Genomic DNA, 17,465 nt, shown 5'->3' on the forward strand with positions numbered 1-17,465 from the left:
ATTTCCTCCCCCAGCGAGGTATCAAATGGACCTGTTGGTCCGTTTGTTCAAACCAAATTATCGGACCGTTGGGTCCGTTTGTCAAGCAGCTTGCCGTGAGACTTCAAAGGCCGAACGAAGTGTCCTTGCGTTTGTGGGCTGACGTCATTTATGATCTGTTTCAATCCGGCGGACGCTCTGCGGCGTTTCAAGCTGAGTGCGTCGTCGATCACGGCCTATCGCCGGATGGCCGTGCGGTTTGCAGAGTTGGTTTTATCAAGCAGGGAGGTGATCCGTATGGACAGGCGGGAGGAAACGTCCGAGCAGCCAAGAAGTCGATCAGACGCGAGACGCAATCGCGAACGAGTGTACCAAGCTGCGCTGGAGGTGCTTGCCGAGCGAGGCAGCAGTGCGACGATTCTCGATATCGCGCGTCATGCTGGCGTCGGCAAGGCGACTGTGTATCGCAACTTCCCGACGAAATCGGCGATTCTCGATTTCGCCGTCGAGCACCATGGACAGTGGCTTGCTGAGCGGATCGAACAAGCCATCCACGACAATGATGGCTGGCCTGGCTTTGAGTCCCTTGTCCGCGACACCATGTTGCGCATTCGCACCGAACCGATCCTGCTGGAAGCACTACGTCTCTCAAACCAATCGACAGCGGAGATCGTAGGCGTGATCAATGAACGCCTGCTGTACCTGATGAATGCGCTTCGCACCCAGGGATATCTCAGATCTGACGCGACCATCGAAGACCTTGCCATGCTGGTCGTGGGCACGTCCGACTACCTGGCGAGCCGATCCGCCACGGCCGACGAGTGCCAGCGCGCTGCCGAACTGATTGCAAACGCGTTGCGCCGACACAGCCCAGTGTAGTCGGGCATCAAATTGGCAATCGGCCAGTGGATCTTTCGTAGATCACCTCGGGCTTCAATTTCCCGACTCCTCTGAATGTTTTCGTTCCTCCTGCACTCTTCGCGGCGAGGTATAGCTCATGATGAAAAGTGCGTTTTGAGTCGACATTCGATCACGATGGTGATACGTCTTTCGTGCTTTGATCGCCTTAAGATAGGCGCGGGTCTGGCGGCGGAACCGCCAGTCACCTTGGATGTGCCGAATCGACGGTCAGTGATTTCATGGTCATCTGACAGTACCCAGGTGGGCGCGCTCAGTGGGCAAACTCTAAAAATTATGAATGTCGCCAACCGATCTCTATTCACATTGAATCAAAACGTTCAAAGTTGGGGATGGTGTCACAGACCACGTTGTATGTCGTGACTGCCGAGAATATCATCGGCCTTATCGATCTTTCACCCGGTGGCCAATTTGAGACATCCATTCGCCTGTCTTCGCCTGCGAAGGCTGTTTCCGCTGTCCGCAGGCAAGCTAACTCTCTATGCAACGCACGAATCGGAACGAATCGAGAGCCGAGCGAAGCGGAGGTCTAGAAGGCGATGATGGCGAGGACAAGTTGGAACGGAGAGATGCTAGTGAAGCAACAAAGCAGGACTGACTCCGGTCCGGGGCACAGACATATTGTTACCATGCAACATTCTCCTCAGGCACACTTGTTTAACGAGAATCCCCACCGATTGAGCCCACATTCTGGGGCTCTTTGTGCTGTAGGGCAAAATCCAACCTGCAATGCCTTGCTGGGCCTGTATCGCTGTCAAAGATGCGTTACGAGCAAGCCATTTAGCTTTCGCCGTCTCAAGGCACTTCAGCAGTCCCAAACAACGACAGCACGCTGCTTCCGAGACTGGTATACAACGTAGAAAACACCAATCAGAAATCCGTCAACAAGGACGACAGTAAGAAGTAGGATCACCACGAGTCGGTTGATCATGAATCGCGACCGCGAAGTGTCACAAGCGATCTCGATCCACTCTATCCACTCACTCCATCCACAGAAATTACACAGATTTCCGCGAACGAAAGAGTAAAATGAATAGGACGACTCGACGCAATTTCAATGTGCCGGACGTATGAATATGACATCGTAGTTCTTCGTTCCGATTCAGCATATCGGTGCGATTCGGAATCAATAGAGCCTGCCGCCCGTATCCTCTAGAGCGACAGACATCATGCAGGCGTACTATTGCTAGGAGGAATTCAAGAATTGAAACGGTCTGAGTCAAAACTTCCGAAGTCGAAGCTTCCGAAGTCGAAACGAATCAGGTCAGCACAACAACGGCCGGCGTTCTCCAGGCGCAAGATCCTATGGGTCTCTGGGCTTTCACTCGCGGGTCTCGTCTTTGGCGGCGCCGCGCTCGGCACGATTGCTTACTTTCTGTTGCTCCGGATGGCTCCCATCTCTATCGAGAAATTGACTGCGACACCAGAGCCGACCGTCGTGTACGACGCATCTGGCCAGGTCTACGAGAAGATTGGGACACAGGAAACCGATTTACAGTACAACCAGATTCCGACGAATCTGCAGGATGCGATTGTTGCGACGGAAGATCACAACTTTTGGACAGGTTCCAGTGTCGATATGCGAAGCATTCTTCGCTCCGTGTTTGTCGATCTGCTGACGCGAACGACCAATCAAGGTGCCAGCACCATCGAGGAACAATTGGCGAAGATTGTGTTTCTGAACGACAACAAGACGCTTTCGTACAAGCTGAAAGAGATCGCAATGGGTATTCATATCGATCAGGATTTCACGAAGCAAGAAATCCTGACGATGTATTTGAACAAAGTCTTCCTTGGCGAGAACACCGTGGGCGTTCAGCAAGCGGCCCTGCGCTATTTTGGCGTGGACTTGGAAAAGCCGGGGGAGACGTTGACACTGGATCAAGCCGCCTTGCTGGCGGGCTTGCCGCAGGCTCCATCCGCGTACGATCCGCTGCAGCATCCTGCTGCGGCCCGGACACGCCGCAATGAAGTGCTGCAGAACATGGTGAAGTACGGCTACATCACACCGCAGGTCGCAAGGCGTGCCGAGGCCGCGCCGCTTGGTGTGAAGTATCACTCCTTGCCGAGCGATTCGTGGAATGCCCATCCGCTGTTCACCAATTTCCTATTCGACTATGCTCGGCGAAACGGGATATCGAACCAACAACTGCTGCAAGGCGGGCTTCGGGTGTACACCACCATCGAGCCGAATGTGCAACAGGCTGTGGACGATGTGTTTTGGAGCGGGCAGTACGACAGCGACTTCCCAGGTCCGGTCGATGGGGCGGCTGTGTTTGTCGATCCGAAGACAGGCGGTATCGCCGGTGCGGCAGGGTCGCGCAAGATCGATTACGCGCCGCTTGGCTTGGATCGGATCTACAGCGACAGCTCGCCGGGATCGTCCATCAAACCCATCATGGAGTACGCGCCTGCGATTGAAAGTGGAAAATGGGGACCGACGTCCATTCTCGACAACGCGCCGCAGGACTTTGGCGGGGGATATGAGCCGCAGAACTGGGAGGGCGTCGACGGTCCCGCGAAAGTCACCTTGCAGTACGCCTTGGAGGAGTCGCAAAATATCGCCTCAGTCTGGCTGCTGCAACAGATTGGTCTGAACACAGGCACGAGTTTCGCGATGAGAGACGGCATTCAACTGACGCAACAGGACAGGGAGCACCTTGGCGTGGCCATTGGCGGCATGCAATACGGCGTCAATCCGCTGGAGATGGCGCAAGCGTACGAGGCGTTCGACAACAATGGCGTGCAGATGAAAGCCCATCTCATCAACAAGATCGTGAATCAAAACGGACAGATCATCTACCAATTCCAGCCGCAAGCGAAGACGATTATGAGTGCGCGAACGGCTGCCATCATGACCAATTTGCTGCAGGACGTGGTGAACTACGGAACCGGCACATCCGCACAGGTGCCTGGTTGGGGCGTGGCTGGCAAAACGGGAACCGTGCAATACGACACCGGGTTGAATGGCAGCGAGCCGAATTGGATCCGGGATGCCTGGTTTGATGGGTATACACCCAACCTGGTGGGTTCGATTCACATCGGCTACGATCAGTCGTCGCCAGCTCACCACATGACCATGTCGCCGTTGGATCCTTCCGCCAACGCGGCGATGATCTTCCGCGACATTGTCCGTATTGCGGAGTCAGGCATTCCGCCTGAGCAGTTCAACGAGTCGGCGCTGACAGAGACGCAGGCTGTTGGCGGTACGTCCAACTCGGCAGCCAACAGCGCCGCAAACAACAGTACAACTGCGAATAACACCACAAACAACGCGGTAAACAACACCGTGAACACAACGACGAACAACGCTGTGGGCACCAATGCGTTCCCGAGCAATCTGACGAATTCGACTGTGAACAGCACTGGCAACACGAGTACAGGTTGGAACAATACGACGAATTCGACATGGAACAGCACCGCGAACACCACGCCGATGAACAATACCGAGAATTCGACGGAAAACAGTCCTGCCGACAACGGCGGAGCTGTCAACAACACCGTAAATTCAACCAGCAACAGCCTGAATACGACTGCGAACACGACGGCGAACGGCGCTGCCAATACATCCACGAACAACGCGGCCAATACGGACGTGACGTCGCCGGCGGATCGCAATCAGTCCAATTCGGCGAACGTGCCTGAATCCAACGGGATGACGTCCGGTTCTCAAAGCACAAATGGGACAGGAACCATCTCCCCCTAACCGGACTTCACCATGATTGTCCTATACGTCGGGAGTGGCGATTGCATAGTGTACGTCAGTGACTACCGTGTGTCAGGGTTAGGAGATGACTGTATGATGCAATCGCTGCCTCGCGTACTTGTCCTGTCTGTGCCGAAAGGTGGGACAAATCTGCTGATGCAAGTGGTGATGGGCATTCCAGGCATGCAGCAAATTCGCGAGAATATGATGACCGAATCGGCGTCCGGCCCAATCGGGCGAGGCGAGATGGGCGTCATGCACCTGCCTTACCATCCGCGATTTGAGAAGCTGCTTGTCGATCACGGTCTGAAAGCCATCTTCATTACGCGCGATCCCCGAGACATTGTCGTTTCTCTGATGTATTTCATCCTGCACAGCCTGCCTTCGCATATTCTGCATCTTCCGTTCAAGATGAGTTTCACGACGAATGAACAGCGGCTGCAAGCCATCATCAATGGGGTGTCGTTTCAGGACGAGCTGGCCGATACGGTGCTGGCCAACGAACTTGTCGTCGCGCATGGCGGTAACCGCTACCCGAATATCGACGAATTCATCAGGTCTTTTTTGCCGTGGCGGGATTCTCCGTGCGTTTGCCACGTCAGGTATGAAGATCTCGTTACGTCTCCGAAGAATGTGGAAGCGGTCCGAAAGATTGTGGATTTTCTGTGGGACGATGTTTCCGCGCTGGGAATCCCCAAAGAGCTCCTGGTTTCGCAGATGATTGGCAACATCAATCCCAGCCGATCGCCGACATTCCGCGCAGGGCGGACGGGCGATTGGCGCTTCGAGTTCTCGGAGCAAAACAAGGAAGATTTCAAGCGCGTCGCTGGGGCTCGGCTGATTGAACTAGGATATGAGTCGGATTTGTCGTGGTGATCCGCGCTGGGAAGCGACGTTCATTTGCGACGGGGTCACTCGCAGGAGGCCCTCATCGTCCAAGGGCCTCGGTACTTTCCTCATTCATCTGAAACATGTATCTCGGGCATTCATCTCGAATGTCCTATTTGTTCGTACTGTTCTATCCATCGATGTGCGATCGCGTGGATGTCGAAGTCTCGTACAATCCGTTCGCGTCCGTCGCGCCCCAGTGCCCTGGCCCATTCAGGCGCAGACAGGACGGCCGTGATGGACGCCGTCAAGGCGTCCATGGTGATGGGGCGGTCTGCGTCGTGATCGCCGAAATGGCAGCGGATGGCTTGTTCGTATCTCGCAGGCGTCACAATGCCGACCATGCCGCGCGTACCTGCGGCGATGACCGGGCGTCCGCATGCCATGGCCTCCATTGCGACGCGGCCGGTTCCGACCACGCAGTCCGCGATCGCGAACATGGGACGCAGATCCAACTGTTCGCCCAAGCAATGGATGTAGAACGCTCCCTCGTTCGTATGGATGGAATGCGCATGTTCGACAACCCGGAAGAGGTCCGGGCCGCCGCCCGCGATGAGCACCTGCAAATTCGGAATGGCTTCCCGGCGGACGGATCGGCAGGCGTTGATCAACTGCATGCAGATTTCGGCCTTTTCCCACGCCATTCTTGCGGCATAGACCACCACCGGGCTTGCGGCGTCCAGGTTGTAATTCGGCCGGAGAGCCGAGCCGTCCATCGGTTGAAAATAATCTGTCGCGATCCCGTTGGGAATCATGATGGATTCGATGCCGTTCCCTTGAAGCCAGTCGTGGATTGGCGGGCTGACACTGACGATGTGGGCGGTGTCGTCGAGGACCGCTTTGAGCATGGCTGTATCGTAGTAGGTGCCATGAACCGTAAAGCAGATCGGGATTCCGCGCCGCTTCGCGATTCGGACGACAAACCGCGTGGACGGCAGTTGATGGCCGTGCACGACGGTAATGGCCTCGCGTTCCAAAATGTCGTCCAATGTCTCTTCAATCTCTTGCCAGACAAGCGGGGGCACAGAGTCGCCCAAGGGAAAATGAATGTGGTGGACTTTGCATCCGAGCGCTGCAAACGCCGCGCTCAACGGACCATCGGCACCGACGACGACGATATTCATGCCCGCGCGCAAGAGATGCGGCACGGTGGTATATATCTGGGTCTCGGTTCCACCCAGAACGAAGCTGTCAATCAGTATCAAGAGATTTCCTCGTGGCACCAAATCCCCTCCTTTTGTCGCGGTGTCCAATTTGTATCGTTCAAAGAGGCCGGTGGGTCTTGCTCTGTATCAGACGGGATCGCTGATGCCCGTGTTGTCTCGCGTAATAGAGAACCTCCCGCAAATTGTCGATGGCGATGCCGTTGATGACGTATTTGCGGATCAGATTCACATCCTCAGATCCATAGGGCGTCCGTGTCAATCCGCCCAAGTTGTCGAAGACGACGCCCCTGAACAAGATACTGGAGGTGCACAACGACGGCCGTCCAAGCGCAAGACTCTCTTTGATGTCGTTCCCGTATTCAATCCAATAGCAGACTGTCCGCCGCTGAAAGTCGTTGTCGTGAAACCATTCGACGTTTGTACCCACGAGATCGATGTCGGGATGGCTCTTCAGATAATCGACCTGCATCTCGAAGCGTTTGGGGTCGGAGATATCATCCAAGTCCTGCAACGCGATATATTCGCCGCGCGTCAGGAACATCCCGATGGTCAAGGCGCCGGCGTACCCAATTCTTCGCGGCAATCGCACGGACACGACGGCGATCCCGGCGGCGGCGGCCGCCTCCTGGAAACCCGACACTCGATGTTCCAGGCCGTCCGTTGAGGCATCGTCGACCACGACGATCTCGATGTTTCGATACGTTTGCCTGAGCAGGCTGCCAAAGCAATCGTCTGCGTACTGGGCCTGGTTGCAGCCAGGAATCACAACGCTTACGAGTTCTGGTGCGCGATCAAATGACATGCATGTCCCCCCTTGTCGTGAAGGCGATGGCTTCGGTTTACCATGATTCTCCTCTCGCCAGGCGCTGCGTGGTTTGACCGGGATGCAACCGATAGTAGTACAGCACGTCGGGCAAGTTTTCCGTAACCACGCCGCCAGACACGTAGCGCCCGACAAATTCGAAATCCGACGCACTGGTCATCCGGCGAGTCCATCCTCCCATCCGATCAAACGCCGCTCCCCTCATCAGAATGGTTCCGTCACAGACACAATGCTCGCCAAGCCCGTAGCTCTGACGAATCTGTTCTCTGCCGTACTTGATCCAGACCGAATAGTCCAAGGACGCGTGTTCCAGATCCCCGTCCTCAAAGGTCGCGTAATTGGTCCCCACCATCTCGACATCCGAATGTTTTCGCAAATATTCGACTTGTCTTTGGATCCGTTCTGGGTGCGACAAGTCATCCGCCGCCTGACACGCGATGAACTCGCCCTGGGCGAGGAACAGGCCCACGGTCGCGCTTCCAGGCTGTTTCACGTTGACTGGAAGCGACACAAAGATGATGCGCTCCGGCGGCAGCCGATGCGCGACCTCGGATTGCCACCGGCTCACGACCTCTGCGCAATCGTCGGTCGAATGGTCATCGACAATCACGATTTCGATATTCCGATAGGTCTGATTGACGAGACTGTCCAGGCACGCCGGCAGATACACCGCGTTGTTGTACACCGGGACGACGATGCTCACCAGATTGGGCACACGTTCAAACAAACACTCACCCCCAAGACATGCGTCACGAACGCCTTTTGCTTCATACCTGTTACGCAATTCAACCATGACAACCTATGCCGATCCCGAGAGTCGGGACATGGACAACTGTCGTTGCAGACGTCATGCCATCCGGGCCAGTTGACCAGTCCGTTTGTCCACAAATTTGAAACGCGGTCGCATCGCCCGTTCATCTAGGGGAGCGCCGCATATGAGTGGAGGGAAGCGGACAACAAGGGAATGTAAGGGTGGGGAGCATGAAGGTTTTGACGATTCTGGGCACGCGCCCCGAGATCATCCGGCTAAGCCGAATCATTGAAAAACTAGATCAAGACGCGTCAGAGCACGTGATTGTGCATACCGGTCAAAACTACGATCCGGCGCTCAGCGAAGTGTTCTTCCGAGAAATGAAGATTCGCCAGCCGGACTATCATTTCTCGCTGCAAAGCAGCACATTCGGGTCTCAAATCGGCGAGATGTTTGCGCGGGTGGAGGCCGTTTTGCGCGACGTACGTCCGGAGAAGATTCTCGTCCTCGGGGACACCAACAGCGCCTTGAATGCCATTCTTGCAGAGCGGTTGGGCATTCCTGTCTATCACATGGAGGCCGGAAACCGCTGCTACGACTCGATGGTTCCGGAGGAAATCAATCGAAAGATCATCGACGCCGTGTCGTCTTACAATCTGCCATACACACCGGGCAGCAGGGAAAATCTGCTCAGGGAAGGGATGCACCCGCAGCGGGTTTGGATGTCGGGCAATCCGATTTACGAGGTTCTCAAGCACTTTGGACCGCGAATCGAAGAGAGCGACATCCTCAAGCGGCTGTCGCTGATCGAACAAGCGTATTTTCTCGCCACCATCCATCGAGCTGAAAACGTCGATTCACCGGATCGGCTCTCAGCCATCTTCGAGGGACTCGAGCGTGTGGCGGACGCGTTCCAACTGCCCGTCGTCGTAAGCGTCCATCCCCGAACGAAAGACCGCTTGCAGAAACTTGGCGTCCATTTGCATCATCCGCAGTTGAAGCTCCACGATCCGTTTGGCTTTTTCGACTTCGCCAAGTTGCAGCGTCACGCGCTGTGCGTCTTGACCGACAGCGGCACCGTGCAGGAAGAGAGCTGCATCTTCGGCGTTCCCGCCGTCACGGTTCGTCAGAGCACCGAGCGTCCGGAAACCGTGATCTGCGGCAGTAATGTGTTGTCTGGCGTCCATCCGGAACGAATCCTGGATTGCGTCCGATTGATGGTGAAATCCAACCGGGACTGGAAATGTCCTGAAGGTTATATGGACGAAACGGTGTCGACCAAAGTTGTCCAGTTTTTATTAGGAGGACTCACATATGTTTAAAGACAAAGTCATTCTCATCACAGGGGGAACCGGTTCGTGGGGACAACAGTTGACCACGGCCTTGTTGGCCCACGAACCACGCGAAATCCGGATTTTGTCGCGAAATGAGTTTGCTCAAGTACAAATGCAAAGAAAGTTTCAACACGCCAAGCCTCTCCGCTTTCTGATTGGCGACGTTCGGGACGCGGAAGCCGTCGACGAGGCGTGCAAAGACGTCGATTACGTCTTTCATCTGGCCGCGCTCAAGCACGTGCCTATCTGTGAGGATCAACCGATGGAAGCGTTGAAGACGAACGTGATTGGGACGCAGAACATCATCCGCTCCAGTATCGAACACGGTGTCCAGAAAGTGATCGACGTATCGACCGATAAGGCCGTGGAGCCCGTGAACTTTTACGGGATGTCGAAAGCGCTCGGCGAGAAACTCATTCTGCAAGCGAACAAGCTGAGTGAGACCACGCGTTTCGCCTGCGTGCGCGGGGGCAACGTCCTCGGCAGCAACGGCAGCGTCGTGCCGCTGTTCATCTCGCAGCTAAAAGCTGGACAGCCAATCACCATCACGTCGCGGGAGATGACTCGTTTCTTTCTGACGCTGCGCAACGCCATCGATCTCCTCATTCACGCTGCAACCGTCGCGCTTGGCGGCGAGATCTTCGTGATGAAAATGGCATCGTGCAAGATTGTCGATCTCGCCGCCGTTTTAACCAAGCACTATGCGTCGCAAGCGGCCGAGATCGTGGAAACGGGCATCCGGCCTGGGGAGAAGCTGCACGAAGTGTTGGTTTCGCGTCATGAGGCGCCAACGACGGTTCAATTCAGCGAACAATACTACGTGATTCTTCCGCCCGGCGCTTCTCAACAGTTGCAAGAAGCCTATCGATCCTATCCAGCTTTTGAATATCCCATCTATGAATCCAGTGCCAACCTGATGACCGAACAGGGCATCGAGGCCTTGCTGAAAGAGGGGGGATTTCTAACTTGAAACTCTTGATCTTTGGAGCCGGCGGCATGGCGGGACACGTGCTCTTCCAATACTTTCAGCGCGATGGAAACTACGAGGTGTGGGGCACTGCCCGCAAGCAGGGACTCGACCCGAACATCGTGGAGTTGGATGCCCGGGACCAGGATGGGGTCCTCGGGATGATAGACGATATTCAGCCCGACGTGGTCATCAACTGCGTCGGCGTCCTGAACCAATTCGCGGAACGCGATCTGACACAAGCCATCTACGTGAATGCGCTCTTCCCGCATCTTTTGAAAGATTTCTCCAATCAATTTGGCTATCGGTTGATTCACTTGAGCACGGACTGTGTGTTTTCCGGGCTCAGAGGGGGATACCGCGAGACCGACCAGCCTGATGGGGCGACTGCCTATGCGAGGACGAAAACACTGGGTGAGGTTGTGGATGCGCGGAACGTGACCATCCGGACCTCGATCATCGGCCCCGAACGAAAGGCCGACGGCATCGGTCTGTTCCATTGGTTCATGGGACAAACGGGTGAAGTGTCAGGCTACCGAAACGTGTTTTGGAATGGCGTGACCACGCTGGAACTGGCAAAGGCAGTTCAGTGGTTGATGCATCGGCCAATCACTGGACTGGTTCATTTGGCTGCGCCGCAGCCGGTCTCGAAGTACGAGCTTCTGGTTTTGCTGAAGGAGGCGTTTGGCCGAGGCGACATCGAGGTCATCCCCGTCGATGAGCCTCGCTCCGACAAAACGCTCGTGAACACCCGGCCGGATTTCACGTTTCAGGTGAGTCCGTATGCGATCATGTTGGATGAGTTGAGATGGTTTATGTCGCAGGTACTGCGTTGACATAAAGATTCAGAAGTTGGTCGCACACATGCTGGATGGAGAACTGGCTCGTCACCCACTCTCGGCACATGCTGCCGATGGTGGGGAGGCTGGTTCGATCTTGGACGAGGTCCCGCACCCCGCGCGTGAGCACTGCCCGGCTCAGGGATTGACTGGCGGCGTGATCGCCGAAATAGACGGACCATGCCTGCGCGAAGTTGCTTGGTTGAACCAACCCGAAATAGCCGTGGGTTCCAGCCGCAATCACCGGTTTTCCGCACGACATGGCTTCGAGCGCCACGCGTCCGGTTCCAATGACGCAGTCCGCCGCGGCGTAATATCGCGCAAGTTCCTGCACGTTGCCAACCATGTGGATGAACTTGTGGCCTCGCCAGGCGTTGATCTTGTTTGCGTATTGGTTCAGCCACACGAATGCGTTTCCGTCGCCTGCGATCACGGCGTGCACCTGCGGGGCAGTCCGCTCGATATCCATCCCCAGCGCGGCCTGAATCGTCGTCTTGGCAATCGAGCCTTTCTCCCAGGCGAGTCGGCCGGCGTTGAGCACGACGAAGGCATCGTCGGGGATGTCCAATTTTTCTCGAATCGAATGGCCGTCCATTGGCCGGAACTCGTCGACGTCAATGCCATTGGGGATCAGGGTGGCGGCAAACCCCAGCTTCTGGACATACGCGTGCACAGGCGCGCTCACGGATATGATTGCTGCGGATTGTCCCAACACGTGTCGCAAGGCCTGTGGGTCGTAGTACGTTCCATGGACGGAAAAAACGAGTGGGATATTCAGTTCTCTGCCGACATCCGCCGCGATACTGGCCGACGTTGTCTGATGTCCATGAAGCAACGAAATGCGTTCTCTTCTGCAAATATCGGCGAGTTCCCGCGAGATGGTCCGACGTGCGTCTGGATGGATCCAGTTCGCCGCGAGTGACGGAAGTTCGTACACCGTGACGCCGGATTGTTGGATTCGTTCCATAAACGGACCGTTTCCAGAAGCAATCACGACGTGTATTCCCCGTTTGACGAGTTCTTTGGCTACTGACAGGACGTACGTTTCCGTTCCGCCGAAATTCAGTTGATCCAAGAGCATCAAAATGGAAACATCCATCCATATCACCCCTCATATCGTTACCCAATCGAGCAAATGGGTTTTGTCTCACTTCTCTACGCTATTCACTCGAAGCTCAGATGCTTAGGGCAATCACGCATTTGATGAAGAAAGAATGAAGAAAGATGGAAGTTTTGGCGGCGTTTGTCCCTCGCGATAAAAACCTATTTATGTCCACAGGTGGTTGTTTGTCCGAACGAATCCGATGTACAAGTTCATATCGTGGTGACAAATACGAAGAAAGGAATGATTCCTGATGGCTCGTCTTGGGTTACCTGGGAGTACACCTGCTGAGAGAGCGCAAGTGCTCGTTGAAGCAATCCAGAGCGCTCTCGCCAATGTCAACACCACCAACACAACCAGCGCAACCAACTCGTCGCTGACGACCGCGACTGCGCAATTGAGTTCCGACGGCGTGGTCGGCAACATCGTATCGACGGTTGAATCGTTATTGTTTCCGTCCAGCACGCCGAGCACCATCCGGGGAGTTCTCCTTGGGCTGTTGAACCGAACGGTGACCATTGTCACGCCGTTTGACTCGGTTACTGGAACGTTGATTGCCGTCCAACGCGACTACGCTGTTCTCGTCAACGCCGCTGGCCAAACGGTCCTGATTCCGTTTAACAATATCGAGTCCGTTTCGACAGCCGCGTAAACGCGTTGCGTGAATAGTTCATTTGAGAAAGGAGCGGTCAAGCATGGCCTTTGCAAACACATTTGTCGGTGAACTGAACCGTCTCGTCGGAAGAACGGTCGAAATCGCCTATGACAATATGCTTCTTTCAGGGGTGATCGCCTCTGCGCGAGGAATGATTCTGACGGTTATCCCTTCGGGCAGTTACTACACCCCGTCTGGTCAAGTGACCTTCATCAATATCAATGCCATCGATTTTGTGCAAGTGATGAGCTAAACTCTGCCGGGCGGCGCAGCGCTGTGCTTCGCCGCCCGACCTTTGGGAGGAACGCCATGCGGATTCACGTTGTGCTTTGCCCGTATTCCACGGGATTCGGAATCACTCGAGCGTTTGAATCGTTGAACAGGTGCGGCTCCTCGATGGTCGATATCACGATGCTTCGAAGCGATAGACAGCCGTACATCGATATCGATCCCAGTGGACCACTCGGCCGTGCTGGCTGGCCGCGGACGACGGTATCCACGCTGAGCGAAGCGTTGAATGGTCGCGAGTATGGCGACGACGATGTCCACCTGTTTCTCTACGATCACGATTATCTCTCAGGTGATTTGGGAGCCCTGCGGTTGGACCTAGCCCAAACGTATCGCGTGATCGCCAGCCCGTATTCTGTCGCGAGCGAGTCATTCGCGCGTCCCTTTCTCATTCACAGCAAGAGTCTCTCTGAACGATGGGGGAATCTCGACTCCCTTCTGGCGATGGACCCGGAAGCGGCCATCGTAGCGGTCATGCAACGGTTCCCTGCGGATCAGGTGACCACATTGTCGCTGCCAGCCGTGAAACAGACGCGCAAACTGAACGATAGATTCCGCGCGGAGTATCTGCGTTCCTTGGCGGGCCAAATCCCTGCGCCCGCGTCGGGAGCATCCGTGCCGTCCATCGCGGTCATTCTCGCAAACTACAATATGGCCCGCTATCTGCCCATGGCGCTCGCTTCACTTGGCAGCCAATCCGTGCCTGCAAGCGAAATTTGGCTGGTGGACGACGGATCGACCGACGCTTCGCCAACGATCTTGCAAGAGTGGGCCAATCAACACGGGGCTGGCTTTTTTGGCGGTGGCGGGAACGAAGGCAAGGCCCGTAGGCTCAATGCCGCACTGCCGCAGATGCAGGCAGACTTCGTGCTAGAGTTGGACGCAGACGATTGGATCGATCCAAACGCCGTTGCGACCATTCAAAGCTGTCTCGCGGCTCTGCCGGCAGAGGCGAATCTCTTGTATGGCAACTTGCGAACATGGAGAGAGGGTCTTCATGGGAAGTATCGAGGCACAGGCGTTCACAGAGGGTATCCAATCGACGATGTCTCTGCGCTTCTCCGCTATCCGTTGCCGCTTGGGCCGAGGATATACCGCACGCAGTCGCTGAAAGCCATTGGCGGTTTTCCTGTGTCGTCGTTTGCGGATGGCCGCTTGTACGAAGACGTCCTTGCTGTCTCGCGCCTGATGGCCCACGGCCGTATCCAGTACGCCGACTTCACGGTCTACAACACGCTCGCGCACGCAGGCAGCATCACGAGACGAAACCAAGGCATGTGGCACCATTTTCTGCGCGCGGAATTTCCGATGTACACTTGACTGTATTCGACGAATCCGCTTCGTATTTTGGCATTGTACTATGGATGCGTTAAACTAGATACGTAGCACTAACCATTTGTAAGCGATTCGGAGGGATACATATGTCAGTGGAAAAGATGTCGGCCAAGCTTTCTGGCACGTTTACCATCGGCGGGGATTTGACCGTCAATCGTCTCGGTTACGGCGCGATGCAGTTGACCGGGCCAGGGGTTTGGGGAGACCCGCGCGATCCCGACGAAGCCGTGCGCGTCCTGCGGCGAGCTGTCGAACTCGATGTCACCTTCATCGACACGGCCGACTCGTACGGACCTTTTGTCTCGGAAATGCTAATCAAAAAAGCCCTTCATCCGTATCCCAAAGATTTGGTCATCGCGACCAAGGCCGGCCTTACCCGATCCGGCCCGGACGACTGGCGCCCTGTCGGCCGGCCGGAGTATCTCCGTCAGCAGGTCCATCTCAGCTTGCGTCACCTTGGACTGGAGCGGATCGATCTGCTGCAGTTGCATCGCATCGACCCGAAAGTGCCGCTGGAGGAGCAAATTGGCGAGCTGAAGCTGCTCCAGGATGAGGGCAAGATTCGTCACATTGGCTTGAGCGAGGTCAGCGTCGAGGAAATTGAGGCGGCGAACAAGATTGCGAAGATCGTCTCCGTCCAAAACCTGTACAACTTGGCCAAGCGCGACGCGGAGCCGGTTTTGCAGTACTGCGAACAGCATCAGATCGCCTTCATCCCCTGGTTCCCACTGGCGACTGGGCAGTTGGCGAAGCCAGGCGGCCCGCTTGACGAGATGGCCAATCGCCTAGGCGCGAAGCCGTCGCAACTGGCCTTGGCTTGGTTGTTGAAGCGTTCGCCCGTGATGCTCCCGATTCCTGGGACGTCGTCGGTTGCCCACCTGGAAGAAAACATGACGGCGGCTGGGATCTCGCTGAGCGACGCGGACTTCCAAACGCTGACCGAAATCGGTTCCGCCAAGTAACGCTCGACTCCAACGTCGATTCCAATCAGGATAAACGGGTGGCGGAGCGCGTCGGCGCGATCATGACTTCGATGCCCATTTCGACAAGTCGATTGCGGACCGAGTCGTGAATGGCGTCGTCCGTCACCAGGACGTCCATTGCCGTCAATTCGCCGATCACGGAGAACGCGCGGACTCCAATCTTACTGGTGTCGGCAAGCACGACCACTTGACTGGCCGACGCCATCATCCGTTTGCGGACTCGCACTTCAAAGTCGTTGTAATCGGTCAGCCCTCTGTCGAACGAGATGCCGCCCGTCGCGATGAAGGCGCGATCGGCGTGAAACTGCGACAACGCCTCTTCCGCCAAATACCCGGTGAGATAGGGTTCGTCGCTTTGCAGATCGCCGCCGGTCAAGATCACGCGGGCATCCGTCGACTGCTTGAGGCGATTGGCCGCGAGCAAGGAGGGCGTCACGACGGTCAGGCGCTCTTTGCCAGCGAGACAATTGGCGAAGGCGAGCGCAGTCGTGCCGACGTCGATGAAGAGGGTGTCACCGTCCTGCACGAGCGTTGCGGCGAGACGGCCGATGGCCTGCTTTTCCGCGGTGCGGTGCACCTCTCTGTCCTGGTAGAGCCGCGCTGTTTCTTTCGCGTCCGTCACGGCCCCGCCGTACACACGCCGCAGCAGGCCCTGTGACTCCAGGACTTCCAAGTCGCGTCGGATCGTCTCGCCCGAGACCTGAAGATGTTTGGCCAATTCCACAACGCGAACGGACGATTCGCGCGCCAACAGATCCATGATCCACCGTTGTCTCTCTGCAGCAAGCAATGTCATCCCGCCTTCTGTCCGATTCCGAGCAAGCCTATTGTGACCATCCTACCATATGACCAGGCCCACATTACCAAGTGAGAAACGTCTCGAGACCTTTGCCGACATCTCCAGGCGCGTGTGCGTCGCTGCCAAACACGCAGAGGGTTCCTTGACGCCTGCACGCCTCGACGAACCATGGCTCGACGTAGGGCTTGCCGCACGAGGGCTTGCGAAGTCCGGCCAGATTGACATCGACGCCGACGCCCGTGGCGGCCAGCGAAGGCAGCAACCGCTCCTGGCGCTCCCGCATCGCGCCTTCGTCCATCTCCGGCAGATCGAGCCGGAATTTCTCAATCAGGTTGATGTGGCCGACGCGCGTCGGCATCGGCAGCGTCGACGCGAAGCGGATAGCTTGCTCGACGTGATCGTAGTAGGCGTGAAGCAGCGAGCCCATCGATCCGTAGTGGGCGAGGAGCCCTTCGGCGACGTCCTGCGCGGTGTGGTCGACGCAACGCATGCCGCCTTGTCCAGGCAGGAAGTGCACGGAGACGACGGCCTCGTCCATCACGTGCCGATACTGGCTGACGAGATCGTACGTAAACGATTCAGCGCCAGGCAGGTAGTCGAGTTCCAATCCGCAGCGGATGTTGATCCGCTCTCGATATTGGTCCTTGCATCTCTGCACGGCGGCGAAATAATCCTCCAGGCGGGAAGGCTGCATGGCGAGCTGGGACTGGAGGTCCGCATCCGCGAGCCAGCCGGCAGGCAGCGGCGGATGTTCGGTGACGCTGTAGCGGGTCAATCCCAATTCGCAAGCTCGCAGAATGTACGATTCGAGCAGAGAACCGTCGCCGTGTGGGCAAAATTGTGTATGTGTGTGGCCGTCCCAACTGAGGGCGCTTTCGCCGTGCTCGTCAGGCTTCAGTTCTTCATGCATGCGTCGACACTCCATTCGGTCT

Annotated in this window: 16 protein-coding genes; 10 read left to right on the top strand and 6 right to left on the bottom strand. The window is 56.3% G+C overall.

Annotated elements, in window-relative coordinates:
* Nucleotides 1–276 precede the first annotated feature (276 nt).
* The 3 genes from AAC01S_RS05245 (at nucleotide 277) to AAC01S_RS05255 (ending at nucleotide 5,479) form a co-directional block, all read left to right on the top strand.
* Complete coding sequence (locus AAC01S_RS05245; RefSeq protein ID WP_067619917.1) at nucleotides 277–858, top strand: TetR/AcrR family transcriptional regulator; 582 nt, start codon at nucleotides 277–279, stop codon at nucleotides 856–858.
* Between the two features lie 1,243 nt (nucleotides 859–2,101).
* The gene (locus tag AAC01S_RS05250; RefSeq protein WP_067619920.1) at nucleotides 2,102–4,603 is read left to right on the top strand and encodes a transglycosylase domain-containing protein; all 2,502 of its coding nucleotides are present in this window, start codon (nucleotides 2,102–2,104) and stop codon (nucleotides 4,601–4,603) included.
* Nucleotides 4,604–4,696: 93 nt separating this feature from the next.
* A complete protein-coding gene (locus AAC01S_RS05255) occupies nucleotides 4,697–5,479 on the top strand; it encodes a sulfotransferase domain-containing protein (protein ID WP_067619924.1) in 783 nt (260 codons plus the stop codon).
* 110 nt (nucleotides 5,480–5,589) lie between these two features.
* Here the strand turns inward: AAC01S_RS05255 and AAC01S_RS05260 are convergent, their stop codons facing one another.
* From AAC01S_RS05260 to AAC01S_RS05270, 3 genes are read right to left on the bottom strand one after another with little or no spacing between them, the layout of a single operon-like run.
* Nucleotides 5,590–6,714, bottom strand: coding sequence for a glycosyltransferase family 4 protein (locus AAC01S_RS05260; protein ID WP_067619927.1), 1,125 nt, complete (start codon nucleotides 6,712–6,714; stop codon nucleotides 5,590–5,592).
* 40 nt (nucleotides 6,715–6,754) lie between these two features.
* Nucleotides 6,755–7,459, bottom strand: a complete 705-nt coding sequence (locus AAC01S_RS05265) for a glycosyltransferase family 2 protein (RefSeq protein WP_067619931.1) — start codon at nucleotides 7,457–7,459, stop codon at nucleotides 6,755–6,757.
* 37 nt (nucleotides 7,460–7,496) lie between these two features.
* Nucleotides 7,497–8,207 (bottom strand): glycosyltransferase family 2 protein, encoded by a 711-nt coding sequence (locus tag AAC01S_RS05270; protein WP_067619934.1) that lies wholly within the window; start codon nucleotides 8,205–8,207, stop codon nucleotides 7,497–7,499.
* A 254-nt stretch (nucleotides 8,208–8,461) separates the two neighbouring features.
* Between AAC01S_RS05270 and wecB the strand changes: the two genes are divergently transcribed.
* From wecB to AAC01S_RS05285, 3 genes are read left to right on the top strand one after another with little or no spacing between them, the layout of a single operon-like run.
* A complete protein-coding gene (gene wecB / locus AAC01S_RS05275) occupies nucleotides 8,462–9,553 on the top strand; it encodes a non-hydrolyzing UDP-N-acetylglucosamine 2-epimerase (RefSeq protein ID WP_067620077.1) in 1,092 nt (363 codons plus the stop codon).
* Entirely contained in the window at nucleotides 9,546–10,535 is a 990-nt protein-coding gene (locus AAC01S_RS05280; protein WP_067619936.1) for a polysaccharide biosynthesis protein, read from the top strand. Before wecB ends, AAC01S_RS05280 begins: the two co-directional genes overlap by 8 nt.
* Entirely contained in the window at nucleotides 10,532–11,368 is an 837-nt protein-coding gene (locus AAC01S_RS05285) for a dTDP-4-dehydrorhamnose reductase family protein (RefSeq protein WP_067619939.1), read from the top strand. Before AAC01S_RS05280 ends, AAC01S_RS05285 begins: the two co-directional genes overlap by 4 nt.
* Here AAC01S_RS05285 and AAC01S_RS05290 read toward each other — a convergent pair.
* A complete protein-coding gene (locus AAC01S_RS05290) occupies nucleotides 11,346–12,470 on the bottom strand; it encodes a glycosyltransferase (RefSeq protein WP_067619942.1) in 1,125 nt (374 codons plus the stop codon). The two genes, AAC01S_RS05285 and AAC01S_RS05290, sit on opposite strands and share 23 nt — an antisense overlap.
* Before the next feature lie 256 nt (nucleotides 12,471–12,726).
* Between AAC01S_RS05290 and AAC01S_RS05295 the strand changes: the two genes are divergently transcribed.
* The 4 genes from AAC01S_RS05295 (at nucleotide 12,727) to AAC01S_RS05310 (ending at nucleotide 15,713) form a co-directional block, all read left to right on the top strand.
* Complete coding sequence (locus AAC01S_RS05295) at nucleotides 12,727–13,125, top strand: hypothetical protein (protein ID WP_157071054.1); 399 nt, start codon at nucleotides 12,727–12,729, stop codon at nucleotides 13,123–13,125.
* 43 nt (nucleotides 13,126–13,168) lie between these two features.
* Nucleotides 13,169–13,381: a hypothetical protein gene (locus AAC01S_RS05300; protein ID WP_067619948.1), complete on the top strand. Its 213-nt coding sequence runs from the start codon at nucleotides 13,169–13,171 to the stop codon at nucleotides 13,379–13,381.
* A 56-nt stretch (nucleotides 13,382–13,437) separates the two neighbouring features.
* On the top strand, nucleotides 13,438–14,736 hold the full coding sequence (locus AAC01S_RS05305) for a glycosyltransferase family 2 protein (RefSeq protein ID WP_067619951.1): 1,299 nt from the start codon (nucleotides 13,438–13,440) through the stop codon (nucleotides 14,734–14,736).
* Between the two features lie 101 nt (nucleotides 14,737–14,837).
* The gene (locus AAC01S_RS05310; RefSeq protein WP_067619954.1) at nucleotides 14,838–15,713 is read left to right on the top strand and encodes an aldo/keto reductase; all 876 of its coding nucleotides are present in this window, start codon (nucleotides 14,838–14,840) and stop codon (nucleotides 15,711–15,713) included.
* 25 nt (nucleotides 15,714–15,738) lie between these two features.
* Here the strand turns inward: AAC01S_RS05310 and AAC01S_RS05315 are convergent, their stop codons facing one another.
* Both AAC01S_RS05315 and hisJ read right to left on the bottom strand, forming a co-directional pair.
* Nucleotides 15,739–16,524 carry a DeoR/GlpR family DNA-binding transcription regulator gene (locus AAC01S_RS05315; protein ID WP_169794011.1) on the bottom strand — a complete coding sequence of 262 codons (786 nt, stop codon included), beginning with the start codon at nucleotides 16,522–16,524 and terminating at the stop codon, nucleotides 15,739–15,741.
* Nucleotides 16,525–16,594: 70 nt separating this feature from the next.
* Nucleotides 16,595–17,443: a histidinol-phosphatase HisJ gene (gene hisJ, locus AAC01S_RS05320; protein ID WP_067619960.1), complete on the bottom strand. Its 849-nt coding sequence runs from the start codon at nucleotides 17,441–17,443 to the stop codon at nucleotides 16,595–16,597.
* Nucleotides 17,444–17,465 lie beyond the last annotated feature (22 nt).

This window comes from Alicyclobacillus acidiphilus NBRC 100859, assembly GCF_001544355.1.
Taxonomy (GTDB): Bacteria; Bacillota; Bacilli; order Alicyclobacillales; family Alicyclobacillaceae; genus Alicyclobacillus; species Alicyclobacillus acidiphilus.

What these genes read in the sequence shown, in the direction of transcription:
- wecB (WP_067620077.1), top strand. Translation starts at nt 8,462, where the DNA reads ATGAAGGTTTTGACGATTCTGGGCACGCGCCCCGAGATCATCCGGCTA.
- AAC01S_RS05295 (WP_157071054.1), top strand. Translation starts at nt 12,727, where the DNA reads ATGGCTCGTCTTGGGTTACCTGGGAGTACACCTGCTGAGAGAGCGCAA.
- AAC01S_RS05305 (WP_067619951.1), top strand. Translation starts at nt 13,438, where the DNA reads ATGCGGATTCACGTTGTGCTTTGCCCGTATTCCACGGGATTCGGAATC.
- AAC01S_RS05255 (WP_067619924.1), top strand. Translation starts at nt 4,697, where the DNA reads ATGATGCAATCGCTGCCTCGCGTACTTGTCCTGTCTGTGCCGAAAGGT.
- AAC01S_RS05265 (WP_067619931.1), bottom strand. Translation starts at nt 7,459, where the DNA reads ATGTCATTTGATCGCGCACCAGAACTCGTAAGCGTTGTGATTCCTGGC.
- AAC01S_RS05280 (WP_067619936.1), top strand. Translation starts at nt 9,546, where the DNA reads ATGTTTAAAGACAAAGTCATTCTCATCACAGGGGGAACCGGTTCGTGG.
- hisJ (WP_067619960.1), bottom strand. Translation starts at nt 17,443, where the DNA reads ATGCATGAAGAACTGAAGCCTGACGAGCACGGCGAAAGCGCCCTCAGT.
- AAC01S_RS05300 (WP_067619948.1), top strand. Translation starts at nt 13,169, where the DNA reads ATGGCCTTTGCAAACACATTTGTCGGTGAACTGAACCGTCTCGTCGGA.
- AAC01S_RS05310 (WP_067619954.1), top strand. Translation starts at nt 14,838, where the DNA reads ATGTCAGTGGAAAAGATGTCGGCCAAGCTTTCTGGCACGTTTACCATC.
- AAC01S_RS05290 (WP_067619942.1), bottom strand. Translation starts at nt 12,470, where the DNA reads ATGGATGTTTCCATTTTGATGCTCTTGGATCAACTGAATTTCGGCGGA.
- AAC01S_RS05245 (WP_067619917.1), top strand. Translation starts at nt 277, where the DNA reads ATGGACAGGCGGGAGGAAACGTCCGAGCAGCCAAGAAGTCGATCAGAC.